The 22,207-nt window shown below is 33.0% G+C and carries 19 protein-coding genes and 1 pseudogene; 9 read left to right on the top strand and 11 right to left on the bottom strand.

The window, feature by feature from the left end:
• Positions 1–6 precede the first annotated feature (6 nt).
• The gene (locus tag AAGD39_RS05695; protein WP_341756413.1) at positions 7–258 is read right to left on the bottom strand and encodes a hypothetical protein; all 252 of its coding nucleotides are present in this window, start codon (positions 256–258) and stop codon (positions 7–9) included.
• A gap of 288 nt (positions 259–546) precedes the next feature.
• Between AAGD39_RS05695 and AAGD39_RS05700 the strand changes: the two genes are divergently transcribed.
• From AAGD39_RS05700 to AAGD39_RS05710, 3 genes are all read left to right on the top strand, one after another.
• Positions 547–1,152 carry a chloramphenicol phosphotransferase CPT family protein gene (locus AAGD39_RS05700; RefSeq protein ID WP_341756414.1) on the top strand — a complete coding sequence of 202 codons (606 nt, stop codon included), beginning with the start codon at positions 547–549 and terminating at the stop codon, positions 1,150–1,152.
• Between the two features lie 121 nt (positions 1,153–1,273).
• The gene (locus AAGD39_RS05705; RefSeq protein ID WP_341756415.1) at positions 1,274–2,356 is read left to right on the top strand and encodes an LptF/LptG family permease; all 1,083 of its coding nucleotides are present in this window, start codon (positions 1,274–1,276) and stop codon (positions 2,354–2,356) included.
• Between the two features lie 457 nt (positions 2,357–2,813).
• A complete protein-coding gene (locus tag AAGD39_RS05710; RefSeq protein WP_341755144.1) occupies positions 2,814–3,236 on the top strand; it encodes a hypothetical protein in 423 nt (140 codons plus the stop codon).
• A gap of 550 nt (positions 3,237–3,786) precedes the next feature.
• Here AAGD39_RS05710 and trpS read toward each other — a convergent pair.
• The 5 genes from trpS to mltG form a co-directional block, all read right to left on the bottom strand.
• Positions 3,787–4,776: a tryptophan--tRNA ligase gene (trpS, locus tag AAGD39_RS05715; RefSeq protein WP_341756416.1), complete on the bottom strand. Its 990-nt coding sequence runs from the start codon at positions 4,774–4,776 to the stop codon at positions 3,787–3,789.
• A gap of 180 nt (positions 4,777–4,956) precedes the next feature.
• Positions 4,957–7,326: a penicillin-binding protein 1A gene (locus AAGD39_RS05720; RefSeq protein ID WP_341756417.1), complete on the bottom strand. Its 2,370-nt coding sequence runs from the start codon at positions 7,324–7,326 to the stop codon at positions 4,957–4,959.
• Between the two features lie 156 nt (positions 7,327–7,482).
• Entirely contained in the window at positions 7,483–8,778 is a 1,296-nt protein-coding gene (locus AAGD39_RS05725; protein WP_341756418.1) for a hypothetical protein, read from the bottom strand.
• A 113-nt stretch (positions 8,779–8,891) separates the two neighbouring features.
• Positions 8,892–9,197 (bottom strand): iron donor protein CyaY, encoded by a 306-nt coding sequence (gene cyaY, locus AAGD39_RS05730; protein ID WP_341756419.1) that lies wholly within the window; start codon positions 9,195–9,197, stop codon positions 8,892–8,894.
• A gap of 2 nt (positions 9,198–9,199) precedes the next feature.
• Positions 9,200–10,180, bottom strand: a complete 981-nt coding sequence (gene mltG, locus AAGD39_RS05735) for an endolytic transglycosylase MltG (protein WP_341756420.1) — start codon at positions 10,178–10,180, stop codon at positions 9,200–9,202.
• A gap of 185 nt (positions 10,181–10,365) precedes the next feature.
• Here mltG and sdhC point away from each other — a divergent pair, with 185 nt between their 5' ends.
• From sdhC to AAGD39_RS05755, 4 genes are read left to right on the top strand one after another with little or no spacing between them, the layout of a single operon-like run.
• Positions 10,366–10,752 carry a succinate dehydrogenase, cytochrome b556 subunit gene (gene sdhC / locus AAGD39_RS05740; RefSeq protein ID WP_341756421.1) on the top strand — a complete coding sequence of 129 codons (387 nt, stop codon included), beginning with the start codon at positions 10,366–10,368 and terminating at the stop codon, positions 10,750–10,752.
• A gap of 22 nt (positions 10,753–10,774) precedes the next feature.
• The gene (sdhD, locus tag AAGD39_RS05745) at positions 10,775–11,158 is read left to right on the top strand and encodes a succinate dehydrogenase, hydrophobic membrane anchor protein (protein WP_341756422.1); all 384 of its coding nucleotides are present in this window, start codon (positions 10,775–10,777) and stop codon (positions 11,156–11,158) included.
• 28 nt (positions 11,159–11,186) lie between these two features.
• Complete coding sequence (gene sdhA / locus AAGD39_RS05750) at positions 11,187–12,977, top strand: succinate dehydrogenase flavoprotein subunit (RefSeq protein WP_341756423.1); 1,791 nt, start codon at positions 11,187–11,189, stop codon at positions 12,975–12,977.
• Between the two features lie 10 nt (positions 12,978–12,987).
• A complete protein-coding gene (locus AAGD39_RS05755) occupies positions 12,988–13,641 on the top strand; it encodes a hypothetical protein (RefSeq protein ID WP_341756424.1) in 654 nt (217 codons plus the stop codon).
• Here AAGD39_RS05755 and AAGD39_RS05760 read toward each other — a convergent pair.
• Together AAGD39_RS05760 and AAGD39_RS05765 are read right to left on the bottom strand one after the other, a co-directional pair.
• Positions 13,638–16,673, bottom strand: coding sequence for an efflux RND transporter permease subunit (locus AAGD39_RS05760; RefSeq protein WP_341756425.1), 3,036 nt, complete (start codon positions 16,671–16,673; stop codon positions 13,638–13,640). The genes AAGD39_RS05755 and AAGD39_RS05760 overlap by 4 nt on opposite strands.
• Before the next feature lie 11 nt (positions 16,674–16,684).
• On the bottom strand, positions 16,685–17,344 hold the full coding sequence (locus AAGD39_RS05765) for an amino acid ABC transporter permease (RefSeq protein WP_341756426.1): 660 nt from the start codon (positions 17,342–17,344) through the stop codon (positions 16,685–16,687).
• Positions 17,345–17,581: 237 nt separating this feature from the next.
• Here AAGD39_RS05765 and AAGD39_RS05770 point away from each other — a divergent pair, with 237 nt between their 5' ends.
• Both AAGD39_RS05770 and AAGD39_RS05775 read left to right on the top strand, forming a co-directional pair.
• Positions 17,582–17,713 (top strand): hypothetical protein, encoded by a 132-nt coding sequence (locus AAGD39_RS05770; RefSeq protein WP_341756427.1) that lies wholly within the window; start codon positions 17,582–17,584, stop codon positions 17,711–17,713.
• Positions 17,714–17,735: 22 nt separating this feature from the next.
• The gene (locus AAGD39_RS05775) at positions 17,736–17,858 is read left to right on the top strand and encodes a hypothetical protein (RefSeq protein WP_341756428.1); all 123 of its coding nucleotides are present in this window, start codon (positions 17,736–17,738) and stop codon (positions 17,856–17,858) included.
• Between the two features lie 182 nt (positions 17,859–18,040).
• Here AAGD39_RS05775 and queF read toward each other — a convergent pair whose 3' ends face one another.
• The 3 genes and pseudogenes from queF to acnA form a co-directional block, all read right to left on the bottom strand.
• A complete protein-coding gene (gene queF, locus AAGD39_RS05780; protein WP_341756429.1) occupies positions 18,041–18,871 on the bottom strand; it encodes an NADPH-dependent 7-cyano-7-deazaguanine reductase QueF in 831 nt (276 codons plus the stop codon).
• Position 18,872: 1 nt separating this feature from the next.
• Positions 18,873–19,229 (bottom strand): hypothetical protein, encoded by a 357-nt coding sequence (locus AAGD39_RS05785; RefSeq protein ID WP_341756430.1) that lies wholly within the window; start codon positions 19,227–19,229, stop codon positions 18,873–18,875.
• A 491-nt stretch (positions 19,230–19,720) separates the two neighbouring features.
• A pseudogene (gene acnA / locus AAGD39_RS05790) lies at positions 19,721–22,204 on the bottom strand (aconitate hydratase AcnA); the annotation flags it as partial.
• Between the last annotated feature and the right edge of the window lie 3 nt (positions 22,205–22,207).

The following is a 22,207-nucleotide window of genomic DNA, read 5'->3' on the forward strand; positions in this document are numbered from 1 at the left end:
CAAATATTACTGCCCCAATAGGTCGAAAACAAAGGTAGTGCAAAAAGCAAATGACACCATTAAAGAGGTCGTATGAGGATCAGTTGGTTCAAAAAATAACTCATTAAGAAACGCTGCCATATGGACATATAACATTAAGTCAAAATATTCTAGGAATGTTCCTATGGACAGCAAGCCAACAGTTTCCCTTTGTTCTTTTGTCAGGCTAGTCTGATGATTGGGGATAATTCGGGTATTTTCTTGAATAAGCTTACTCATAATTAACTCAATGTTGTTGACTTTGAATAGTTTATATTTCTCCAGTGATTGTAGGATGTAATCCTTAATTTATTGATTCCCTAACGCAATCACTATCCCATTAATATAACTCTTAAAAAAAATGTAGGCAAGAGTAATATATTAAGGAATAAAAAAAATAAGCAATCCTGCAAAAATAATGAAAATTGCTATTAGTGGAGCATAAAAATCTGTTATATTTGTTATATATTAGTTAACCCTAGGAAGATACAGTATTAGTAGCAACGAGAAAGAACAGCAAGGCATCATATGAGTAAGATTATATTTTTAAATGGATGCGGCTCTGCCGGCAAAACATCTATCGCAAAATCAATACAATATTTAAGTAAGGAGTCTTGGCTTACTTTTGGTGTAGATAGTTTTATCAACATGATACCATACTCCTCTGATGATAAGATGTCTACCGAATATTTTACCTTTGTGCCAGGAAGAAACGAACGTGGTCCAACCATTCGAGTTGAGAGTGGTATAAAAGCTGAGCAACTCTTTGGGGTAATGCCAGATTTTGCCAATCTGCTTGCAAGCCGAGGGAATAATATTATTATTGATGAAGTCTTATTTGATGATTCCTGCCTTAAATCTTATATAAAAACCTTGAGTAGCTACATTGTCTATTTTGTTGGAGTTTTCTGTGATCTTTCAGTGATGCAGGAGCGAGAAATTCTACGCGGTGATCGGGATATAGGTTTATCGAATGATCAAATAGACAGAGTACACGCAAGTAGTTTGCGAGAATATGATTTAACAGTTGACACTACCTCAAGAACAGCTTTTGAAACTGCCAAACAAATTCTAGAGTTTATCGATAACAATCTTGCTCCCCAAGGTTTTATGACTATGCGTAAGAGGTTATAATAGCCAACCTGAATAAGTTCTTGATATTGCCATGAGTTTTCCTAAATTATTGCGAGGAGCTACTTTACTAGCGAAGAAGCAATTCAGAAAAGTGATTTGAAAGACTATAAATGATTACAGAATGTTAATATATAAACGTTATATAATAAGAAAGATAATACCATCCTTGATAATAATTATTTTCTTGGTTACTAGCCTTGTGTGGATTACTCAGATATTAAAAATGTTGTACTTAATTGATAAGGGAATAAAAGCTCAGGATTTCTTAAATTTAATTATTTTAGTTATACCATCTTTATTGTTTATTTTGTTACCTTTTGCAACTGTTGTTGCTATTATCTATACTTATAAAATTTTGAGTGAGAGACGACAGATAATTATTTTGCAAAATTTGGGATTAAGTAATATCCAACTAGCTAGTCCGGCATTGATTGTATCTCTAGTGGTTACGTTATTTTCTTATTATATTTCGACTAGTTTATTGCCATTATCTTATAGTACGCTTAAATCAGAGCTTACTTTCATGAAGAATAATTATGCATCCAATGTGCTAGATGAGAAGACATTTAATACAATTTCTAAAGATATAACAGTTTATTTTGATAAAAAATTACCTGATGGTACTATGAAAAGTTTGATCATTTTTGATAATCGCAAGCGGGATAATCATGCAATCTTGTTTTCTAAATTAGGGATGTTTAAAATATATAATAACAGTTCGTCTTTTCAGTTAAAAAATGGAATTAGGCAGGCATATGATCATAATGGTAATTTAAATAATTTATCATTTGATGTTCTAACCGTAGAATTAGTTAGTAATGATGGTAAAAAATTGGCAAGGGATGAATATAATCGAGAAATCAATGAGTATTATATTGATGAATTGTTTAAACCCAACAATATTTTATCAGAACAGAGGAAGATTAAATTAATTGCTGAGGGGCATCAAAGATTGATTTGGCCTATGTATAATTTTGTACTGGTTTTTCTAACATTATCTGTTTTTTTACAGCAGCCTTATAATAAAAAGTCTAGTTTAAGACAGATTTTAATTACCGCACTTTCTGCCATAATTATCACATACTTACATTTTTTATTACAAAATCTTGCTTCGAAAGATTTAAATTTTATCTTTGCTTGTTATGCGAATATTATTATTGCTATTATTTTAAGTCTATATTTATATTTTCGTAGAACTATATGAGTTTCCAAGATTTACCGCAATTCCTAGACACTTATATCTTAAAAATGTGATATAAGTGTCTAGAGCATATAACACATTTATTTTTATTAATTTGACTATATTAATAACTTATGCTTTAAATATATTATTAATCAAAATAATTATTGTTATGGAATAATTAAATTTAGTAGAAGAAAAAATGGTAAGCCTATAACTGTAATAGTTTCTGATAAAGGATTTCATGAATTGGAAGCCTTTTAAAATAACAACTATTAAAACTTGCTATTGCTGAAGGATTAGACGACATAACAAAAAATATAATACACAAGTTATAAGGGTGTTTTTAACAACCTAGATAATGAAGAACAATGATTCAATGTAAATTTACTGAGTGCTAAACGTGTTCTTGAATATATTATAAATTATACCCTAAAACATTGGGGAAAACAGCAAACCATAAAATATTTAGGTTAAGTTAATGGTTAATTCATTTTACACTAGAGAGGAAATATTATTTAAATATAATAATCATCATTTATTTACAAGACTTGGAGATATAGAAGCCCAAGTTTTCTTTACAAAAACATCTTGGACATTTAGATGGGAAAGGTTTTGTACAAGAAACAAATGTGAAGTAAATTATTGGTGTGAAAATAATCACTGCTCTTTAGATGATCTTGACACTACGGAATATTGTAATACATGTCCACAATATGTAGTGGAAGATATTGAAGAACAAGCATTCACAGAAAATCAACATACTCTGATACTACAACCAACAGATATTGAGGAAGTAAGACAAAATATTTTACACGATTATCAATCTCTTTCACACAATGGACTGAATAACCAATACCTTTATAGAATACTGCATGGCAAGTGGAACGAATCCAAAGACTAATACTCAAACTATTTAGGAGATTTAATATAGATGACAACTCATGAGTTCTAATAATTGTAGCATCAATCATTACAGTTTCCATATCTGGAAAATCTTGTATCTTTTCAAATAAATATTGCCAAATTCCTTTATCACTCCAGCTTTTAAATCTCATGTGAATACCACGGCAACCACCATATATTGAAGGCAATAAACGTCACTGATAATCAGTACGCATTATATACCAAATCGCCTCTATAAACTTTCATATTTTGCTTTAATATTATTTTTTCTGTAACATTATATTTTCTTCTGTAATATTAAAAAAATCTGTTCCCAAGTTCTTGGTTTTATATGATAATTCATTCCAGTAGTATTGTTATTTTTTCAAAATCAAACATATACTACCTTTCTATTCCTTCAATATTTAGTTGAAACCTTCACACAGCCTAGATATAGAAGATATAGAGATTCCCGTCTATGCGGAAATAACATCTTTTTCGTTCTAATATGAAAATGGATATGCTCAAATGATTTGGAAATGAGAGGCAAGTAACATAATATCAAAACGCTACACAACAAAACCCATTAATTTTTTAATTGTAATAAGAGTTTTAGTAGCGGTAATCCTAGCTTTATCTGCTCCTTTATGTAGTGTAGTTATCAGATAATCTTGGTTTTTCATTAGTTCTACATATTTACTATGAATGGGAACTAGAGTTGTAATGATAATATCAGCTAGATCATCCTTAAATTTGGCAAAACCGGTATTTTGGTACTGTTCAACTACTGTGTCAACATTAGTACAAGATAAACTGCAGTAAATGTTAATTAAATTGCTGATTTCTGGTCTATTCTGAGGATCGTAACTGATTTCAGCTAAATGATCTGTTTTAGCCTTTTTAATTTTTTGGTAAATTTGATCCTGACTATCATTTAAATTAATACGAGATAAATCAGATGGATCAGATTTACTCATTTTCTTACGACCATCTTTTAAGCTCATTATTCTTGATGAACCTTGAATTAATTGTTCAGGTAATTTTAGTATCTCACAATCAAACTTTCTATTGATAATAGCCGCAATATCTCTTGTAAGTTCTAAATGCTGTTTTTGATCATCACCAACAGGAACTATATCAGCTTCATATAATAATATATCAGCTGCCATCAATACTGGGTAAGACAATAATCCTAAACCAGCACTTTCCTGGTCTTTTCCAGCTTTGTCTTTAAATTGAGTCATGCGTTTTAACCAACCAAGTGGGGTAACACAATTTAATATCCAAGCAAGTTCAACATGTTCCTTTACCATACTTTGGGCAAATATGGTAGTTTTCTCTGGCACAAGCCCTGTTGCTATATATATAGCAACAGTTTGCAATATAGAAGAGTTTAGTTCTATAGGTGAACGATTTATAGTAATAGCATGCAAATCGGCTAAAAAGAACAAACAATTATACTCATCCTGCATCTTTGACCAATTGACAATTGCCCCGAGATAGTTTCCTAAATGCAGAGCTCCGGTCACTTGACATCCGGATAGAGCTGTTTTTTTCATTTAATTTCTCCAAATAAAATTAAAATATGTGAGATAAACATTATAATTCTTATCTATCGCATGTAAGATAGTATACTCCAAAATTTTTATCCACTAAGTAAAAAAGCAATTAAATATAGGATAATTTAATTAATATTTCTAGATTTTTGATGGATCGGTTAGCTATACATCGAATTCGGGTTAATATATCTCCTGAGAATTATCTTTTTCTGGTGGGATACTATGGAAAACATCATTATCTTGGTTTTCTTGTTGATAATCTAATGTTTGTATATCATGAATTTTAAATGCTTCCATAACACTGCCAGAAGAAGTAATTTTACCGGTTTGCGGATTTACTGGTAATAATTTAATTGATTCTGGTATTTTGAACGTAAGTGAAGGAATATCAGAATATGCTCTTTCCATAAAATCAATAAATATCGGCAAGGCAACAGTTGAGCCTGTTGCAGTTTTTCCGAGTGTTTTTGGTGTATCGTAGCCAATATATGTTCCTACAACTATTTTGGGAGTAAAACCAATAAACCAAGTATCCATACTCTCATTGGTGGTACCACTTTTACCAGCTATAACCTTACCAAGTTTTTTTGCAGCTATTGCCGTACCTCTTTCAACTGCTCCAGTAAGAAAGGAGATAATCTGGTAATCACTTGCCTCATCGGTAATCATTTGACAATCTGGTTGAGATAGGATAGGTGGTGATAAGTTATCAGTAAGCTGGGAGTCAGATACATTACAATTCTCACATTCTCTACTGTCTCTACGATAAATTATTTTACCGTTACGATCTTTAATGAGTTCTACAAAATGAGGGGTAACTTTTTTCCCTGAATTAGCAATGATCGCATAAGCAGTGGTCATTCTTTGCAAAGTGGTTTCGAGTGAACCAAGTACCATAGAATAAAATTTCTTTGGCTCATTATTAATGCCGAATCGCTTAATTATTTCAGCAACTTTATTTAATCCTATAGCTTCTGCTACCCTGACAGTAATAAGGTTTCGTGATTTCTCAAGACCGGTACGCATAGTAATTGAACCCAAAAAATCTCCTCTATAATTTCTAGGTTTCCAAACTGGCATGCCAGAGCCTTGTGAAATCTCTGTTGGACCATCTTCAAAAATTCTATTTGGTTGGATGGCATTTTCTAAAGCAGCAAGATAAACAAAAGTTTTACTCAGTGATCCTGGTTGTCGTAGTGCCTGAGTAGCACGATCAAATTTACTAACCGTAAAATCATATCCACCAACGCTGGCAAGTACCTGGCCTGTTGCAGGATTCATCACCATAATAGCTCCATTAACAGTCGGAATCTGCCGCAAATAGTAATTAGCATTTACTTTTTCGACTACTATAACATCACCTTTTTTCAAGAGAGTTTTTACTGATTTAAGATCATTTTTTGCCCACTTCATTTCTGATAGCACTATTTTTGACTGACTCAAGTCGCAAAGACCAATTTCGGCTTGATTATCCAAAACATTTAACACAACAGCTAATTGATATTCTAAAATGGCTGGTGGCTTTGTTAGTTTATTTAAATTATCTTGCCAGTTATTTATATCTATATTAGTTATAACCCCTCTAAAACCATGTTTTCTGTCATATTCCCTTATGCCTTTCCTAAGAGCATTTTCCGCAGCTTGCTGCATATTAGCATCAAGTGAGGTAATGACTGTTAACCCTCCGGTATAAAAATATTCTTTACTGCCAATTCTGCTAATGACTTCTTCCCGTACTTGCTCAGCATAATAACCAGCTGTAACGGTTTCGTTGCGATCCCGCTTTTGTAAAGTAATTGCAGTATCTATTGCCTCTTTAGCTGTTTCTTGCGTTATATAACCATCTTCCAACATTCTCATAATGACATAATCTCTACGCTCTTTTACCCTGGCATAATTTTTCTCCGGGTTAAAATTTGATGGAGCCTTTGGTAACCCAGCGATAAAAGCTGATTCAGCAAGGGTTAAATCGTCAATAGATTTATTAAAATAGTTTTGAGCAGCCATGGCAACTCCGTACGATCCCCTACCAAAAAACGTTTGATTAAGATATAGCTCCAAAATTTGATCTTTAGTAAAGGTTTTTGAGACCATATATGATAAAATCGCCTCTTTAATCTTACGTTCTATCGATACCTCAGAGCTTAATAAAAAATTCTTAACTACTTGTTGGGTAATAGTTGACCCTCCTTCCACTCTACGACGGTGTACGATATTAGAGATATTTAATATTGCTGCCCTGATTATACTTATAACATCAACTCCTGGATGTTCAAAAAAATTCTTATCTTCTGCTGAAATAAACGCCTCTATAAGAGAGCGTGGTACACTACTAATAGGTACAAAAACTCTACGTTCCAAAGCATATTCCTCCATTAATTTTCCATTTTGGGCATATACTCTTGTTACCGATGGTGGATGATAATCGGCAAGTTGAGAATAGTCCGGTAAATCTTTAGAGTAATGATACAACAAATATATACAAGCACTAAGTGCTATCAGCCCTAATATTATAAATAATTTACAAAATACATAAAAAACTTTGAACATTGTTATATCAATTTTATTACAGGGCTTTGGGAGATAACGTTTTTTGTTTTAGAATATAATTCTCCAAATCATATAGTACAACAACATATTCTTTAATTTTACTTGAGTTTTTACGTATATAGATAACCCGTGTGACAATAATAGATCATTGCTTCTTTATTCATATAATAAATATTCAGCAATAAACTTGGATGGATTTTCTATTGGATCTAATATTTTCTTAAATTCTTCTCTGTTACAGGTTAATTCAAATAACTTGCATTTTATTTTCTTAAAATAACTATTATTTTCTTCTCTTTTAGAGAAAGCCGAATAATTATTTTGCCTGATATAATCTATATATCCTGTTATATCATTTGGATCATATGCTAAATAAACATATTTTTTTAATTCACGTGATAATTTATTACTATTAAACTCATTATTCCAGCCATTACTTAAGTAAATTATAGGCTTATCCGCTACAACCACTTCTGCAAGAGCAGAAGTTCCATCACTTATTACAATATCTGCAGAAATTATATCACTTACTAAAGGAACATTGGTACTATCAGAAATAGTAACATTTTGTACGCTTCTAAACTTTATAAAAATTTGATTAATTTCTTCTTGGGTTAAAAATCTTGGGTTAGAGGTAGAAAAAAATAAACTTTGATGAGGTCTTATAATAAAATTTATATTTGGATTTTGTAGTGCATAATTATAAAAAAAATAATGATAATTCAAGAAAGTTGAGCCACATTCAAATAGATATCTATATTTAAAGGATAGCTGCCATCTTGGTAACCATAAAATGGTTTCTGGAGACTTTTTGAGGTTAAGGATAGTACTATCTCTAACTTCTTTATAAGTTTGATACCCTGAAACAACAACACGTTCTTTTGGAAAACCATATTTTTCAATGTAAATATCTTTTGTACTTTCCGAATCAACAAATACTAAATCCATAATATTTGGTAAACTTTTATCATTTATGTGATCTTGATGAAAAATATGAGGACCATAAGGAATATATACTATTTTTTTTGCGATTTTTTTAAGAGTTGAATCAATAAAGTGAGGATCTAAAATTGAATTATTATAAACATTATAGGGATTCTGAATAAAAATATAATCTGGTTGATATGATTCAATAGTTTCACATTTTGTATAAGGTGCTATCTGTCCGCAAGGATATAGTACATCATTATTATCAAATTTTGCTGTAAACTTCATATCTATGTTTAAATTATACCATCCATTATATAATGGAATAGCAACAATTTTTACATCATGTCCTGTTTCTTTCATTGCTTTATACAGGGCATACACTCCTTTCCCACCATTAGTTTCTGTATGTACTATAAACATTATTTTTTTAGGAGTTGGAAGCTTATTTTGTTTAAATAATACAAAAAATATTATTGAAATTAGGCAAAAAAAGACAATAGGTATTAAGAATTTTATTTTCATACAAGACTAAGTAATTATTTATAATATTGCATCCTACAATACACAAGGTGGTTTAAATTCCTACTAAAATAAGTATTTTAACATATTTTATAATCCTGCTTAAGTTTTTAATTTTATGTATATTCAAAATTAATTTTGAGTTCCCTTTTTAAAATATCAACCAAATCATCAGATGATTTTGATTTCCATCTACCAGCAGCATAATAAAAATGGTAAGGTCCACTAATCGGTGAAGACAACCAAATTTCCTTGGCAGCAGAGTGTTTATTAATAACAAATATACCTTGGTTGGTGGTTAGAGTTAGAATGTCATCCTGGAAATCAATATCGATAAGGCAATCTTTATCCTCTGTCTCAATTATCTCTGCAATTAAAGATATTGTTTGTTCAGCTAATTTAGCAAATTCAGTATCATTCATGCTTAATGTTCCTTCGAATTTTTGCGATAATCCTTAACATGTTTAAGATGTTCATTAAAATTATTAGAGAAATTATGCCTACCTGCACCGTCACCCACAAAATATAATGAATCAATTTTAGCGGGATTTACTACAGCCTCTAGAGATTTTACTCCAGGACAAGAAATAGCTCCAGCTGGTAAATTAGCAACATAATATGTATTATAAGGAGATTCTATTGCAAAATCTTTTTTAGTCAATGGTTGTGTTAGTCTACCTTTCCCAAGTGTTATAGCATAAATTGTTGTTGCATCTGATTGTAGTTTCATATGTTTTTTTAGGCGATTTAGAAATACAGCAGCCACCAAAGGTTTCTCAGCATTTAAGTTAGCTTCTTTTTCTACAATGGATGCTAAAATTAACACATCAAGGCGGGTTTTTAATGGAGAATTAGGTGATAATTTTTCCATAATTTTGTCGAGCTGTAAAGACATTAATTTCCGCATTTTATCAATGATTTGTTCCTTCTGATCGCCATATGAAAAAAAATAGGTAGATGGCATTAAAAATCCTTCAGGAATTATTCCTATAATCTCTCCAATTAATCGTTCTTCGCTATTAATTTTTTTTATTATTTCATGCACAAGCGTACCTTCAGGTATAACCATTTTATGAATAATTGATTTGCCACTGGATAATATCCTTAAAGTTTGCATAGGAGAAATATTTTGAGTAAAAATATATTCCCCACTTTTTATAGAATGTTTTAATGAATATATCTTTGCAAGAAAGGCAAATAAAGCGGGATATTTAATGATGTTATGATCATTTAATATCCTAGCGATTTGCTCAGTCGATAATTTAGGTTTGATTATTACAGCCTTATTTTCTACAAGCGCCCCAGGTGCAAATAAGTAAAATATACAGAAATTGATTCCACTGACTAGTAGAATCAATGTAATAGTTACACAAATAAATTTTATTTTTAGTATTTTCTTAAACAAGGTATACCTAATTGGAATTAAAGAAATTCATAAGATTATAATTTATTGTCACCCCATACTTATTGTTATTATAGTTTTAATATATCATCAAATGTGTTATACCAAACATATTATGTTTATACATGCATAAGTTCTTTTTGCAAAGAGTATAAACAACTACTTTTTTATTATATCAGATATAATTTATGACAAAAACAAAACCGGAAATTTACAATAATAGACCAACTTCTCCTCATTTAATGATATATAAAATACAGATAAGTTCTGTTTTGTCTATTTTCCATCGTATGACGGGGATAGGTCTATTTTTTGGACTATCAGTATTATCTTGGTGTTTTATTTTATTGGCTTTTAGCAAATTTAACCCTGAATATTTACAGTTCTTTACATGTAGATTATTTAAAATCCCTCCAATATTCATAAGTTTCGCTTGGTTTTATCATCTATGCAATGGGGTGCGTCACTTAATTTGGGATAGTGGGCATTGTTTTTCAATAAGGGCTATTAACTTTACTGGCTGGTTTGTTGTAATAGCCTCCATAATGATGACATTAGCTTTTTGGTTGTTATAGTAATTTAACTTAAGGTCTCTATATGAATAATAATTTAAGGACAGATTTGGCAAAAGCTAAAGGAGCTGGTTCGGCAAAGAGCGGTTCTGGTCATTGGTTACATCAAAGAATTACGGCTATTATTTTGGTAATTTGCTCTATTTGGCTAATATTTTTTATTAAATATAATATGGGCAAGGATTTAATTCATGTTGTTGGTACTTTACAGAAACCTTACAATATTGCTCCTTTGGGAATATTGATTATTACCAGCCTCTATCATGCAATGCTTGGTATGCGGATAATAATTGAAGATTATATTAGTTGTATTAAGCTTCGTATTGGATTAATTATATTTTTACAAATATTTTGTATTATAACGATTGTGTTCTTAGTGGTAGCATTATTTTATGCTATAACTGTTTAAGTGATTAAATAGCAAATGGAATTTATGAATGTCTACACCTTATAATATTGTGCATCATCAATTTGATGTAGTGGTAGTTGGAGCCGGAGGGGCTGGTCTTAGGGCAACTTTTGGCATGGCACAAAAGGGGCTAAGTACAGCCTGTGTTACCAAGCTTTTCCCAACTAGAAGCCATACTGTAGCAGCACAAGGTGGTATCAGCGCCTCTCTTGGTAATATGGGGGAAGATGATTGGCGTTGGCATATGTACGATACCGTAAAAGGCTCGGACTGGCTGGGCGATCAAGATGCGATTGAGTATATGTGTAAACATGCAGCTGAGGCGGTACTGGAACTTGAACATTATGGGGTACCTTTTTCGCGAACAGAAGAAGGCAAAATTTATCAGCGTCCCTTTGGTGGTATGACAACAAATTATGGCAAGGGACAAGCAGCCCAAAGGACTTGTGCTGCAGCAGATCGTACTGGTCATGCCATCTTACATACTTTATATCAACAGGCTTTAAAAAATAAAGCCCAATTTTTTGTTGAATATTTTGCCATTGATTTGTTGATGAATAATGGAGAATGTGTAGGAGTAGTTGCTTGGAATCTTGATGATGGGACCATACATTGCTTTCATTCTCATTTAGTAGTATTAGCTACTGGTGGATATGGTAGAGCTTACTTTTCTGCTACAAGTGCTCATACTTGTACCGGTGATGGTGGTGGGATGGTAGCAAGAAGTTCTATTGCTTTGCAAGATATGGAATTTGTCCAATTTCATCCAACAGGTATATATGGGTCTGGCTGCTTAATTACAGAAGGTGCTAGAGGAGAAGGAGGCTATTTGGTAAATTCTAATGGTGAAAGATTTATGGAGCGATACGCTCCAGCTGCTAAAGACCTTGCATCAAGAGATGTGGTCTCGAGAGCAATTACCATGGAAATCAGAGAAAATAGAGGGGTAGGTGAGCATAAAGACCATGTCTTCCTACATTTAGATCATTTATCGCCGGAAATTCTGCACGAACGTTTACCGGGTATTTCTGAAACAGCCAAAATCTTTGCTGGTGTTAATGTTAATACTCAACCAATACCGGTGCTACCAACAGTACATTACAATATGGGGGGAATACCAACAAATTACCACGGGCAAGTTATTGATAAAGATCAGGATGGTCATAACAAGATTATTCCTGGGTTAATGTCAATTGGTGAGGCTGCTTGCGTTTCAGTACATGGAGCTAATCGATTAGGCTCAAACTCCTTGCTTGATTTAGTGGTATTTGGTAGGGCGGCAGCAAAGAAAGCGGCTGAAATTGTTAAAGTTGGTCAACCGCATAAGGTTCTACCTCAATCGATATTGGATAAAATAATTAGCAGATTTGATGGCATACGTCATGCTAAAGGAGAGATACCAGTAGCTAATCTAAGGCTTAAAATGCAAAAAATTATGCAAAATCATGCAGCAGTATTCAGAACTCAAGAGGTTCTCGATCAAGGGATAGAACTGATTGACCAAGCACGAAAAGAATATGCTGATATTCAGGTTAATGATAAATCATTAATATGGAATAGCGACTTGTTTGAAGCATTAGAACTGTCTAATTTATTAGATCAAGCGGTGATTACTATGCACTCTGCCGCCAATAGAAAAGAAAGTAGAGGAGCCCATTCTAGGGAAGATTATTCAGAGCGTAACGATGAGGAGTGGATGAAACATACACTCGCTTGGATTGACGAACAAGGTAAGGTCAAACTGGATTACAAACCGGTAACTCTTACAACTTTAACAGATGAAGTAGCGGCAATTCCACCAACTAAACGAGTTTATTAGAATATACATTATGCTGAATTCAATAAGACTATGCCAAGCTTTAAATGAAAAAATATGTCATGATTTTGCCGGAACAATAGGTGTTATAGATAATAGTATTGGCTTAATAAAAACTGTAGCCTATCAAGAAAAAGCTACTAAACTGATTCAGGATAGTACCAATAGACTTATAAACTATTTACAGTTTTATCGTTATGTGTACTCTCTGCCTTCTAAGGATAACAAAATTTCTATTGCAGAAATTAATAGATTAGCTACTGATTTTTTAAAATCAAAAAATCATAATATTGAATTATTGTTTACAAGGTTACCAAGCACAGCTATCAATGAGCATATAGCACAGATTATTATCTGTTTAATTATTGTAGCGTCTAATAATTCATCCAAAAATGCTGTTATTAAAATTGAGCTAGAGATACAACTTGATAAATTTATTGGTATGAAAATTATAGTAATAGACACAAATCTCAAGCTAAATCCGGATAAAACGGATATTTTGCTTGGAAAAAGAATTATTAAGGATGTATACTCAGATGATTTGAGTATAACTATAGAAAATGTTCATGAATATTACACTTACTACTTAATGACAGAATATGGTTATAAGTTATTGGTTACTCCATTAACCGATTCAGCAGAGTATACGCTTTGTCTTGGTTCTTAGATAGTCTCTCTTTTAAAACTTTGGTATAAAACTGGAATAACAAATATAGTAAACAGAGTACCAATACTCATCCCACCCACTATTACCAAACCAATAGATTTTTGTGCTTCTGCTCCTGCTCCCGAGGCAATGACTAATGATAACGCCCCAAAAATAGTTGCTAGAGTGGTCATTAAAATTGGTCTAAGTCTTAAGTTAGAGGCTTTAGTTACAGCTTCTCTAATATTTAATCCTTGGCTTCTCAAGTTATTAGTAAATTCTACGATCATAATAGAATTTTTTGTAATCAAACCAATTAAAGTGATCAAACCAATAAAGCTATATAGATTAAGCGTATTACCAAATATCCAGAGCGTTAATACTCCACCAGTAATCGAGAATGGTACAGCAATAAGTATTAATATCGGATCAGTAAAACTCTCAAATTGTGCTGAAAGCACTAAGTAAATAAACAACAAAGCAAATAAGAACGTAACAGTCATAGTACCTTCTGATTCAGCCTTTCGCTTAATCTCGCCAATATATTCTAGGATAGTGGTATTACGATCCAATAATTCATTAGCTATATTATTAATTTGTTTTATTGCGTCGGTAATTTTTTGGTTTGGTGCCAAATCTGCCGAGATGGTTACTGATCTAGCATTATTATAGTGATTATAATAATTGATAGATACTTTCTCAACCATATTAGCCACAACACTTAATGGCAACAAATTATCAGTTGGGTTATTAGTGGGTATCAAAATCTTACTAAAATGATCGATATTACTACGATGTTTTAAATTATACTGCATAGTTATATCGTACAGTTCGTTGCCCATTCTGAAATCACCAATTTGCTTTCCTGCTAGCAAATATTGCAATGTTAATCCTATATTTTCTAAACTCACGCCATAAAGATAAGCTTTATCTCGGTTAACAATTACATCAATCGTTGGCATAGAGGAATTTAAATCACTAGAAACATTCATATTCATAAAAACTGGGTTTTTCTTCATAGCCTCAACGAATTTCTGCGATATTTGATCTAGCTGTTCATATTCAAGCGAGGATTGCAAAGTAAATTCCACAGGACTTCCAGCATTACCGCTAACTTGTGAACGTTGTGCCATTGCAAAAATCGGTATTCCAGTTATTTGTTGAAATTGCTGATTAAGTAAATTTATTATAGTTTTTTGTGACATTGTCCTTGCCTTCCAGTCTTTAAGAGGTATGTAACCGTAACCACCCCCCTGATAAATTATCGTCAAATATCCTACTATATCTTTGTAAGAATTAAGTATTTTTTCAACTTCTACTATTGATTTTTCTGATTGTTCCATATTAGAACCTTGAGAACTGGAGAATCCAAGCACTACAACACCATTATCTTCCTGAGGAACAAAAACCTTTGGGACAAAGATAAAACTAACAACCAGCAGCACTAAAGATAGGACAATAATAAGTGAGAATTGCTTTTTATGATCAAAAGCAAGATTTAAATAAGCCAAATATTTGCTTTGGACTAATTTAATAAACTGATCAAATTTAACTAAAAACCCTAAGGGAGGCTGATCATTTTTGCCAATCATACGACTTGCCATCATCGGTGTTAAGGTTAAAGCAACAAAACCAGAAACTAACACACAAAATGCCAAGGTCCAAGCAAATTCAAGGAATAACTTACCAATAAGTCCATCAATAAAACCTATAGGCAGGAATACTGAGGCAAGTGTTATAGTCATTGCTATAACGGCAAAACCTATTTCCTTAGATGCAAGGATAGCAGATTCCATAGCAGAATGCCCCATCTCATTGTACCTAAAAATATTTTCTAGCATTACTATTGCATCATCTACCACCAGACCAATAGCCAATATCATTGCTAAAAGGGTAAATGTGTTAATAGAAAACCCTAAATAATACATGACAATAAATGTACCAATCAGCGATACCGGAATGGTTACCAGTGGTATCAGAGTGATTCTTACTGATGCTAGGAATAAATATACTACTATTATAACTAAAATTAATGCTTCAAAGATCGTAAGGAACACTGATTTGATTGAAGCATTAATTGGAATTGACTCATCATAGGCTGTATCAATTGTTATACCATTAGGTAGATTCTTTTTAATTTTATCTAGTGATGATCTAACTTCTTTAGATAAATCAAGCATGTTTGTCTTTGATTGTTTTATCAGTGCAAGTGCTACCGAACTTTTACCATTATATCTAAAAATTACATCATCTTCGGGGGGAGCTAAATATACTTTAGCAATATCTCGTAATCTTAATATACTAGCATCTTTTACTTTTAGTATGATTTGTTCAAACTGTTCCGGTTTATTTAAAGAACCGTCTAATCTTACGGTAAAATCACGAGTGGCTGTTTTAATAGTCCCAGCCGGATAAGAGGTAGTTTGTTTTGTTATAGCATTTGCAATTTCCAACACTGACATTTTATGCTGATATAATTTTACCGGATCAGGTTCTATCCGCATAGAATAATATTTACCACCTTGCATTTTAACCTGACCTATTGTTTCAAGTTTCTCTAAAATGCCTGTTACACTCTCTTGAACAATTTGGGTCAATTGCAAATCACTATATACGTCACTACTAATACTTAAGAACATACTAGGATGTTTATTGCCATCTTGCTTACTAACTCGAGGAGCTTGCATATCTTTAGGAAATATATGGCTTATCCCAGCAATTTTAGATCGAACATCGTTTAAAGATACTTCGATATTAGCCGATGATGAAAATATTAAAGTGATGTAGCTATTACTTGTTGAGCTTTGGGAAGTGATAGAATCAAGATTCTTTATAGTTTTCAGGGCTTTCTCAATACGAGTGGTGATCTCTTTTTCCATATAAAGAGCATCTGCTCCAGGATAATATGCATGCACTGTTATTATAGGAGAAGAAATATCAGGAGTACCTCTAATTTGTAATTTAGTAAAAAATACAACTCCTAAAATAACAATTACTAGACTCATAACTGTTGCAAATACTGGACGCTTGATGCATATTTCACTTAGGTACATATAAAAAAATCCTACTCAGCTCCAATTGCTAGTTTTTTCTCAAGAATTTTGGCTAAATTACTGATAATTATTACCATAACATAATAACAAAGCCCTGCTATTAATAGAGGCGTAAAATAAGTAAAATGTTCAGCCGATACTAGCTGGGCTCTCCGCATTAAATCCATTTCACCGATAATTGATATAATCGATGATTCTTTGATTAGATTAATAAGCTCATTAACCAATGAAGGTAAAATATTTCTTATAGCTTGCGGCAAGATGATATCTTTGATCATTAATCTCTCAGGTATGCCTAATGCCTTAGACGCTTCAATCTGCCCCTTATCAACAGCATTAATTCCAGCTCTAATTATTTCCGAAACATATGCCCCTGAATTTAATGAGAAAGCTATAGTGCCTGCAGCGAAGGCCCCAAGCTTAATACCAATTAAACTAGGCAAACCAAAATAAATTATGCTAAGTTGGATAAGCAAAGGGGTGCCACGAAAAACCGATGTATAAAAATTAGCAAAAATCCTTAAGGCACAACTTTTGCTTACCTTGCAAATTGCTAGTAAAGTACCGATAATCAATCCTAACAACACCGACACTACACTATATTTCAGTGTTACTACCATCCCTTGCATAATAAAATATATGGAAGAGAAACCAAGTAATTGCTCAAACATCTAACGCTCTTAAATTTCCTGTTATTTTTTGACTATACACTAAAAATATCTAACACTAAGTGTTTCATTCCATTTAATTTAAAAATATTTGCGGCTAATCCAAATTATTTACTCATCTTACGCAGAGTAAAGAAAAACTGGATAAAAATAATAGTTAAAATATAGTTAGTTGTATCAAATAAAGATGCATGAGACCTTAGTTAGATATCTATAGTGATTATTTAACTTACCTTACGCATGGCATTTAAAAGCCATAGGGGAAACAACACAACGTCATTGCGAGGAGCTACTTTAGTAGCGACGAAGCAATCTAATGAATGTGGATTGCCGCAACCACTACGTGGTTTCGCAATGACTGAGACTATCTAAAACTCTAACGGATTAGCTATAAATGTACAACCGTAGTGCTAGAGGTTATAAGAACAAACAACCGTCATCGCGAGCCACGAAGTGGCGTGGCGATCCAAATAAACAGCGTGCTGTTACAACTTTTGGATTGCTTCGTCGCTCCTAAAGTAGCTCCTCGCAATGACAAAGGAATTATGTAGAACTCACTCGGGTTAGCTATAGCGGCAATTGTAAGAAAAATACTCAAATTTCTTATAATTTATTTAATCTGCAACTGTAGTTCTTATTAATTTTCGCTAAAAAATCCATTAATTCATCAATTGAATAAGCTTTGTTAACAGTCTAGCATTATTGACGAATATGTCTTAAATTGCTAATTTTTGTAATATCCAGCTTGCTACTAGACCGTATAGGGTTAATATCTATGCCGCCACGTCTTGTGTATCTGGCATAAACAGTTAATTCATCGGGAGTACAAAACTTACTAATATCACAAAAAATACGCTCAACACATTGTTCATGAAACTCATTATGATTACGAAATGATACCAAATATTTCAATAACGAACTATGGTCAATTCTTCTACCTCGATAACTAATCTGTACTGATGCCCAATCTGGTTGGTTGGTAACCAAACAATTCGATTTTAGCAAGTTAGAATATAGCACCTCATCCACTATCTCCGTATTATCTTTCAACAATTTTGGCAAATTTTGGCTAACTTCAAAACTAGTAATTGTTACCTCTAACCTATCGATATTTATGCCTGAAAAAGATTGCAGCCTAATACCATCATATGACTCTAAATATTTTAAGAAAACCATTACAGCTGATTCAAATACTAGACTTAAATCCCTAGTAATTAATTCTTTTACTTGGTCTGAATTTTCAAATTTAGTGTTATTAAAAGAATTTAAGTAAAGCTTTAGTGATTTTGATTCTACAATATTAGGCGAATCGCTATTCACCATAAATTCCAATATCCTTACCTCAGGTTTACCAGTTTTGCTTAGCCAAGAGACCTCATAACAATTCCAAATGTCAAAGCCATGGAAAGGCAAAGCACCTACTATCTGTAATTGCTCTCTAGCAAAATTACGACTAATTGGGTATAATAAAGTATTGTCATACAAATCTTTATAGGTAGTTTGCTTGCCAAGCATAGTTCCCAAATCCATTCTATTTGATCCAGTAAGTCATATAGTTCGGATGTTCTATACTATTTAATAAATATTTGAAACCGATAGCAATCCTTAATATAAACCACACCAATAAGCATAGATACAATACAGGACCAATTAGTATTATGGTAGTTATCATAGATATCATAATACCCACAAATCCCATCCAGAAAGTACGCCATATAAAAATATAATGACTGGCTAAATATTTATTTTTAACATCCTTATTAATATAGGAAAAAATTGTTCCAATAATAGGTAATAATGGAGCAACTATTCCACACAAAAATAATATATAAATTACGATAAGATTCGTTCTTCCTGCTTTTATATATTTCTTAATTTCCTTATCCATTTTTATCTCTTTAAATTATGATCTAGCAAGTTAAAGTCTCCCTGAGAGCATTTGTCATCCTGAACTTGTTTCAGGATCTAGATTATGTACGATTAAGATCCTGAAATAAATTCAGGATGACAAATGCCCTCAGGATGACATGCCAAGCTCAGGATGACAAACACGTTCAGGATACCGTACCAAGTCCAATACAACTAAACAGAACAACTAAAATTCTTAACCACTAAGTGCATTATACTGCCATATTTTATATAATCTAGCTCATTATCTGTAAAAACTTGTAATATTACTTCGATAGTTTCAACTATACCATTTTTTCTCCTGATAATACAACTAAGTTGTTGATAAGGCTGTATACTCTTCTGCTTTGAAGAATTGGCTCCATAAAACTGCGGGGCATTCGCGTACTCACGTACGCTTTGTACGTTCCGTTCGCTCACCCCTTGTTTTACATTCCAATTCTCCAAATCATTTGAGTATATTTTTTCACCTAAACCCGTAATTGTAATATATTCAGAACCATCAAGTTTTAAATCACTTACCGTACAAGAAGCAAGCACCAGCGGTAACACACCCATACCAACTAAATTTGACCGGTGAATTCTTTCAAAACTTTCAGCAATTACTGCTTTTACTCCCAATAAACTAGTACCTTTTGCTGCCCAATCTCTCGATGAACCAGAGCCATATTCTTTACCTGCGAAAATCACCAAAGGGATAGAATGAGCCTTATAATCCTGAGCTGCATCATAAATACTCATTTGTTGACCATCTAGTTGATTGATCGTTATCCCCCCGTCAATTCCAAGACACATAGCATTTTTAATCCTATTATTGGCGAAAGTACCGCGTACCATTACTTGATGATTGCCACGCCGTGATCCATAGGAATTAAAATCTGCCGGTAAAATACCCTGCTCAGTTAAATATTTAGCAGCAGGGCTTGTTTTACTAATATTTCCGGCTGGCGATATATGATCAGTAGTAATAGAATTGCCAAAAATGGCTAATATTCTAGCAGATTCTATATCACACAATCCACTTGATATATGCTCGATACCTTCAAAATAAGGAGGATTATTGATATAAGTACTATGTTTATTCCAATTATAAGTATCACTTTTAGTTACCTTGATATTCTGCCATTCCTTATCACCTAAAAATATATCACTATATTTGTCCTTGAACATTTTAGAGTTAATAGATTCCTCAATTAATTTCTTTATCTCCTGTTGAGTCGGCCAAATATCCTTAAGATAGACATCTTTACCATCGTGACTTTTGCCTATCGGATCAGTATCAAGATTAATATTGATAGTACCTGTGATAGCATAAGCAATGACTAGAGGAGGGGAGGCAAGATAACTAGCGATGGTTAGAGGGTGTACCCTGCCTTCAAAATTTCTGTTACCAGATAATACCGAAGCAACAACCAGATTGTTTCTAGAAATAGTCTCTTCTATTTCCGGCAGAAGCGAGCCAGAATTGCCGATACAGGTAGTACAGCCATAACCGACAAGATTAAAACCTAAATCGTTGAGATACTGGTCAAGCCCACTTTTCTTCAAATATTCCGTTACTACTTTTGAACCAGGAGCCAATGAGGTTTTAACCCATGGTTTTTTCACCAATCCAAGTTCTATTGCTTTTTTAGCTAGCAAACCTGCACCAATCATTACATTAGGATTGGAAGTATTGGTGCAGCTGGTAATCGCTGCTATTACCACGTAGCCATGACCTATACTATATTGCTCAGCAATATGGTATTTCTTGTCAATATTAACGTCCCCTTTGCTTAAAGAAGCCAGTTCAGTGTTAAAATTGCTGGCGACATTTTTTAGGTTAACCCGATCTTGCGGGCGTCTTGGTCCTGCTAAGGAAGCTTCGATAGTAGATAAATCCAGCTCTAATGTATCAGTATATTCTGGAGTAATTGTCGATTCATACCATAATGACTGTAGCTTAGCATATTGCTCTACTAATTTTATATGATTTGCATCTCTAGCCGTCAAATTAAGATATTTTATAGTCTCATTATCAATAGGGAAGAAGCCACAAGTAGCACCATATTCAGGTGCCATATTTGATATGGTTGCCCTATCTGCCAATGTCAGCGAATCTAGCCCATCTCCATAAAATTCAACAAATTTGCCAACGACATTTTTCTTTCTGAGCATTTGAGTAACGGTTAGCACCAAATCTGTAGCCGTAATCATCCCATTTAAAGAGCCGCTTAACTTAAAGCCAATTACCTCGGGTAAAATCATTGATAGAGGTTGACCAAGCATTGCCGCCTCAGCCTCAATTCCCCCGACTCCCCAGCCAAGAACTGCCAAACCATTAATCATCGTAGTATGACTATCTGTACCAACCAATGTATCCGGATAAGCATAAGTCACACCTTCTTGTTGTTTAGTCCACACAACATTAGCCAAATACTCCAAATTAACCTGATGACAAATGCCTGTTCCCGGCGGCACCACTTTAAAATTATCAAATACTTCTTGCCCCCATTTTAAAAATTGATAACGCTCTATATTCCTAGTTACTTCCATTGTAACATTTTTATCAAAAGAATCACTTGTACCATAATAATCAACTTGTACAGAATGATCTATTACCAAGTCAACGGGAATCAAAGGATTAATTTTTAATGGGTCACCACCTAGTTTTTTTATCGCATCACGCATAGCAGCCAAATCAACAATAGCCGGGACGCCAGTAAAATCTTGCATTAACACCCTAGCTGGCATAAACGATATTTCGGCCTCGGATTTCTTCGCCTTAAGCCATTCTTTAAATGGTAATAACTTCTCTTGGCTACTAGTTAGACGCAGGACATTCTCAAATAATATCCTTAAACTATAAGGTAGACGCTTTAATTCAAGCCCAATATCATTTGCCGCCTTATTTATGTCAAAAATTTTATAAATATCATTTCCTATAGATATTTCTTTTAGATAATTAGAATTCATGCT

This window comes from Candidatus Tisiphia endosymbiont of Nemotelus nigrinus (assembly GCF_964026475.1).
In the GTDB taxonomy this organism is placed as follows: Bacteria; Pseudomonadota; Alphaproteobacteria; order Rickettsiales; family Rickettsiaceae; genus Tisiphia.

What these genes read in the sequence shown, in the direction of transcription:
- AAGD39_RS05695 (WP_341756413.1), bottom strand. Translation starts at nt 258, where the DNA reads ATGAGTAAGCTTATTCAAGAAAATACCCGAATTATCCCCAATCATCAG.
- AAGD39_RS05700 (WP_341756414.1), top strand. Translation starts at nt 547, where the DNA reads ATGAGTAAGATTATATTTTTAAATGGATGCGGCTCTGCCGGCAAAACA.
- AAGD39_RS05705 (WP_341756415.1), top strand. Translation starts at nt 1,274, where the DNA reads ATGTTAATATATAAACGTTATATAATAAGAAAGATAATACCATCCTTG.
- AAGD39_RS05710 (WP_341755144.1), top strand. Translation starts at nt 2,814, where the DNA reads ATGGTTAATTCATTTTACACTAGAGAGGAAATATTATTTAAATATAAT.
- trpS (WP_341756416.1), bottom strand. Translation starts at nt 4,776, where the DNA reads ATGAAAAAAACAGCTCTATCCGGATGTCAAGTGACCGGAGCTCTGCAT.
- AAGD39_RS05720 (WP_341756417.1), bottom strand. Translation starts at nt 7,326, where the DNA reads ATGTTCAAAGTTTTTTATGTATTTTGTAAATTATTTATAATATTAGGG.
- AAGD39_RS05725 (WP_341756418.1), bottom strand. Translation starts at nt 8,778, where the DNA reads ATGAAAATAAAATTCTTAATACCTATTGTCTTTTTTTGCCTAATTTCA.
- cyaY (WP_341756419.1), bottom strand. Translation starts at nt 9,197, where the DNA reads ATGAATGATACTGAATTTGCTAAATTAGCTGAACAAACAATATCTTTA.
- sdhC (WP_341756421.1), top strand. Translation starts at nt 10,366, where the DNA reads ATGACAAAAACAAAACCGGAAATTTACAATAATAGACCAACTTCTCCT.
- sdhD (WP_341756422.1), top strand. Translation starts at nt 10,775, where the DNA reads ATGAATAATAATTTAAGGACAGATTTGGCAAAAGCTAAAGGAGCTGGT.
- sdhA (WP_341756423.1), top strand. Translation starts at nt 11,187, where the DNA reads ATGTCTACACCTTATAATATTGTGCATCATCAATTTGATGTAGTGGTA.
- AAGD39_RS05755 (WP_341756424.1), top strand. Translation starts at nt 12,988, where the DNA reads ATGCTGAATTCAATAAGACTATGCCAAGCTTTAAATGAAAAAATATGT.
- AAGD39_RS05760 (WP_341756425.1), bottom strand. Translation starts at nt 16,673, where the DNA reads ATGTACCTAAGTGAAATATGCATCAAGCGTCCAGTATTTGCAACAGTT.
- AAGD39_RS05765 (WP_341756426.1), bottom strand. Translation starts at nt 17,344, where the DNA reads ATGTTTGAGCAATTACTTGGTTTCTCTTCCATATATTTTATTATGCAA.
- AAGD39_RS05770 (WP_341756427.1), top strand. Translation starts at nt 17,582, where the DNA reads ATGGCATTTAAAAGCCATAGGGGAAACAACACAACGTCATTGCGAGGA.
- AAGD39_RS05775 (WP_341756428.1), top strand. Translation starts at nt 17,736, where the DNA reads ATGTACAACCGTAGTGCTAGAGGTTATAAGAACAAACAACCGTCATCG.
- queF (WP_341756429.1), bottom strand. Translation starts at nt 18,871, where the DNA reads ATGGATTTGGGAACTATGCTTGGCAAGCAAACTACCTATAAAGATTTG.
- AAGD39_RS05785 (WP_341756430.1), bottom strand. Translation starts at nt 19,229, where the DNA reads ATGGATAAGGAAATTAAGAAATATATAAAAGCAGGAAGAACGAATCTT.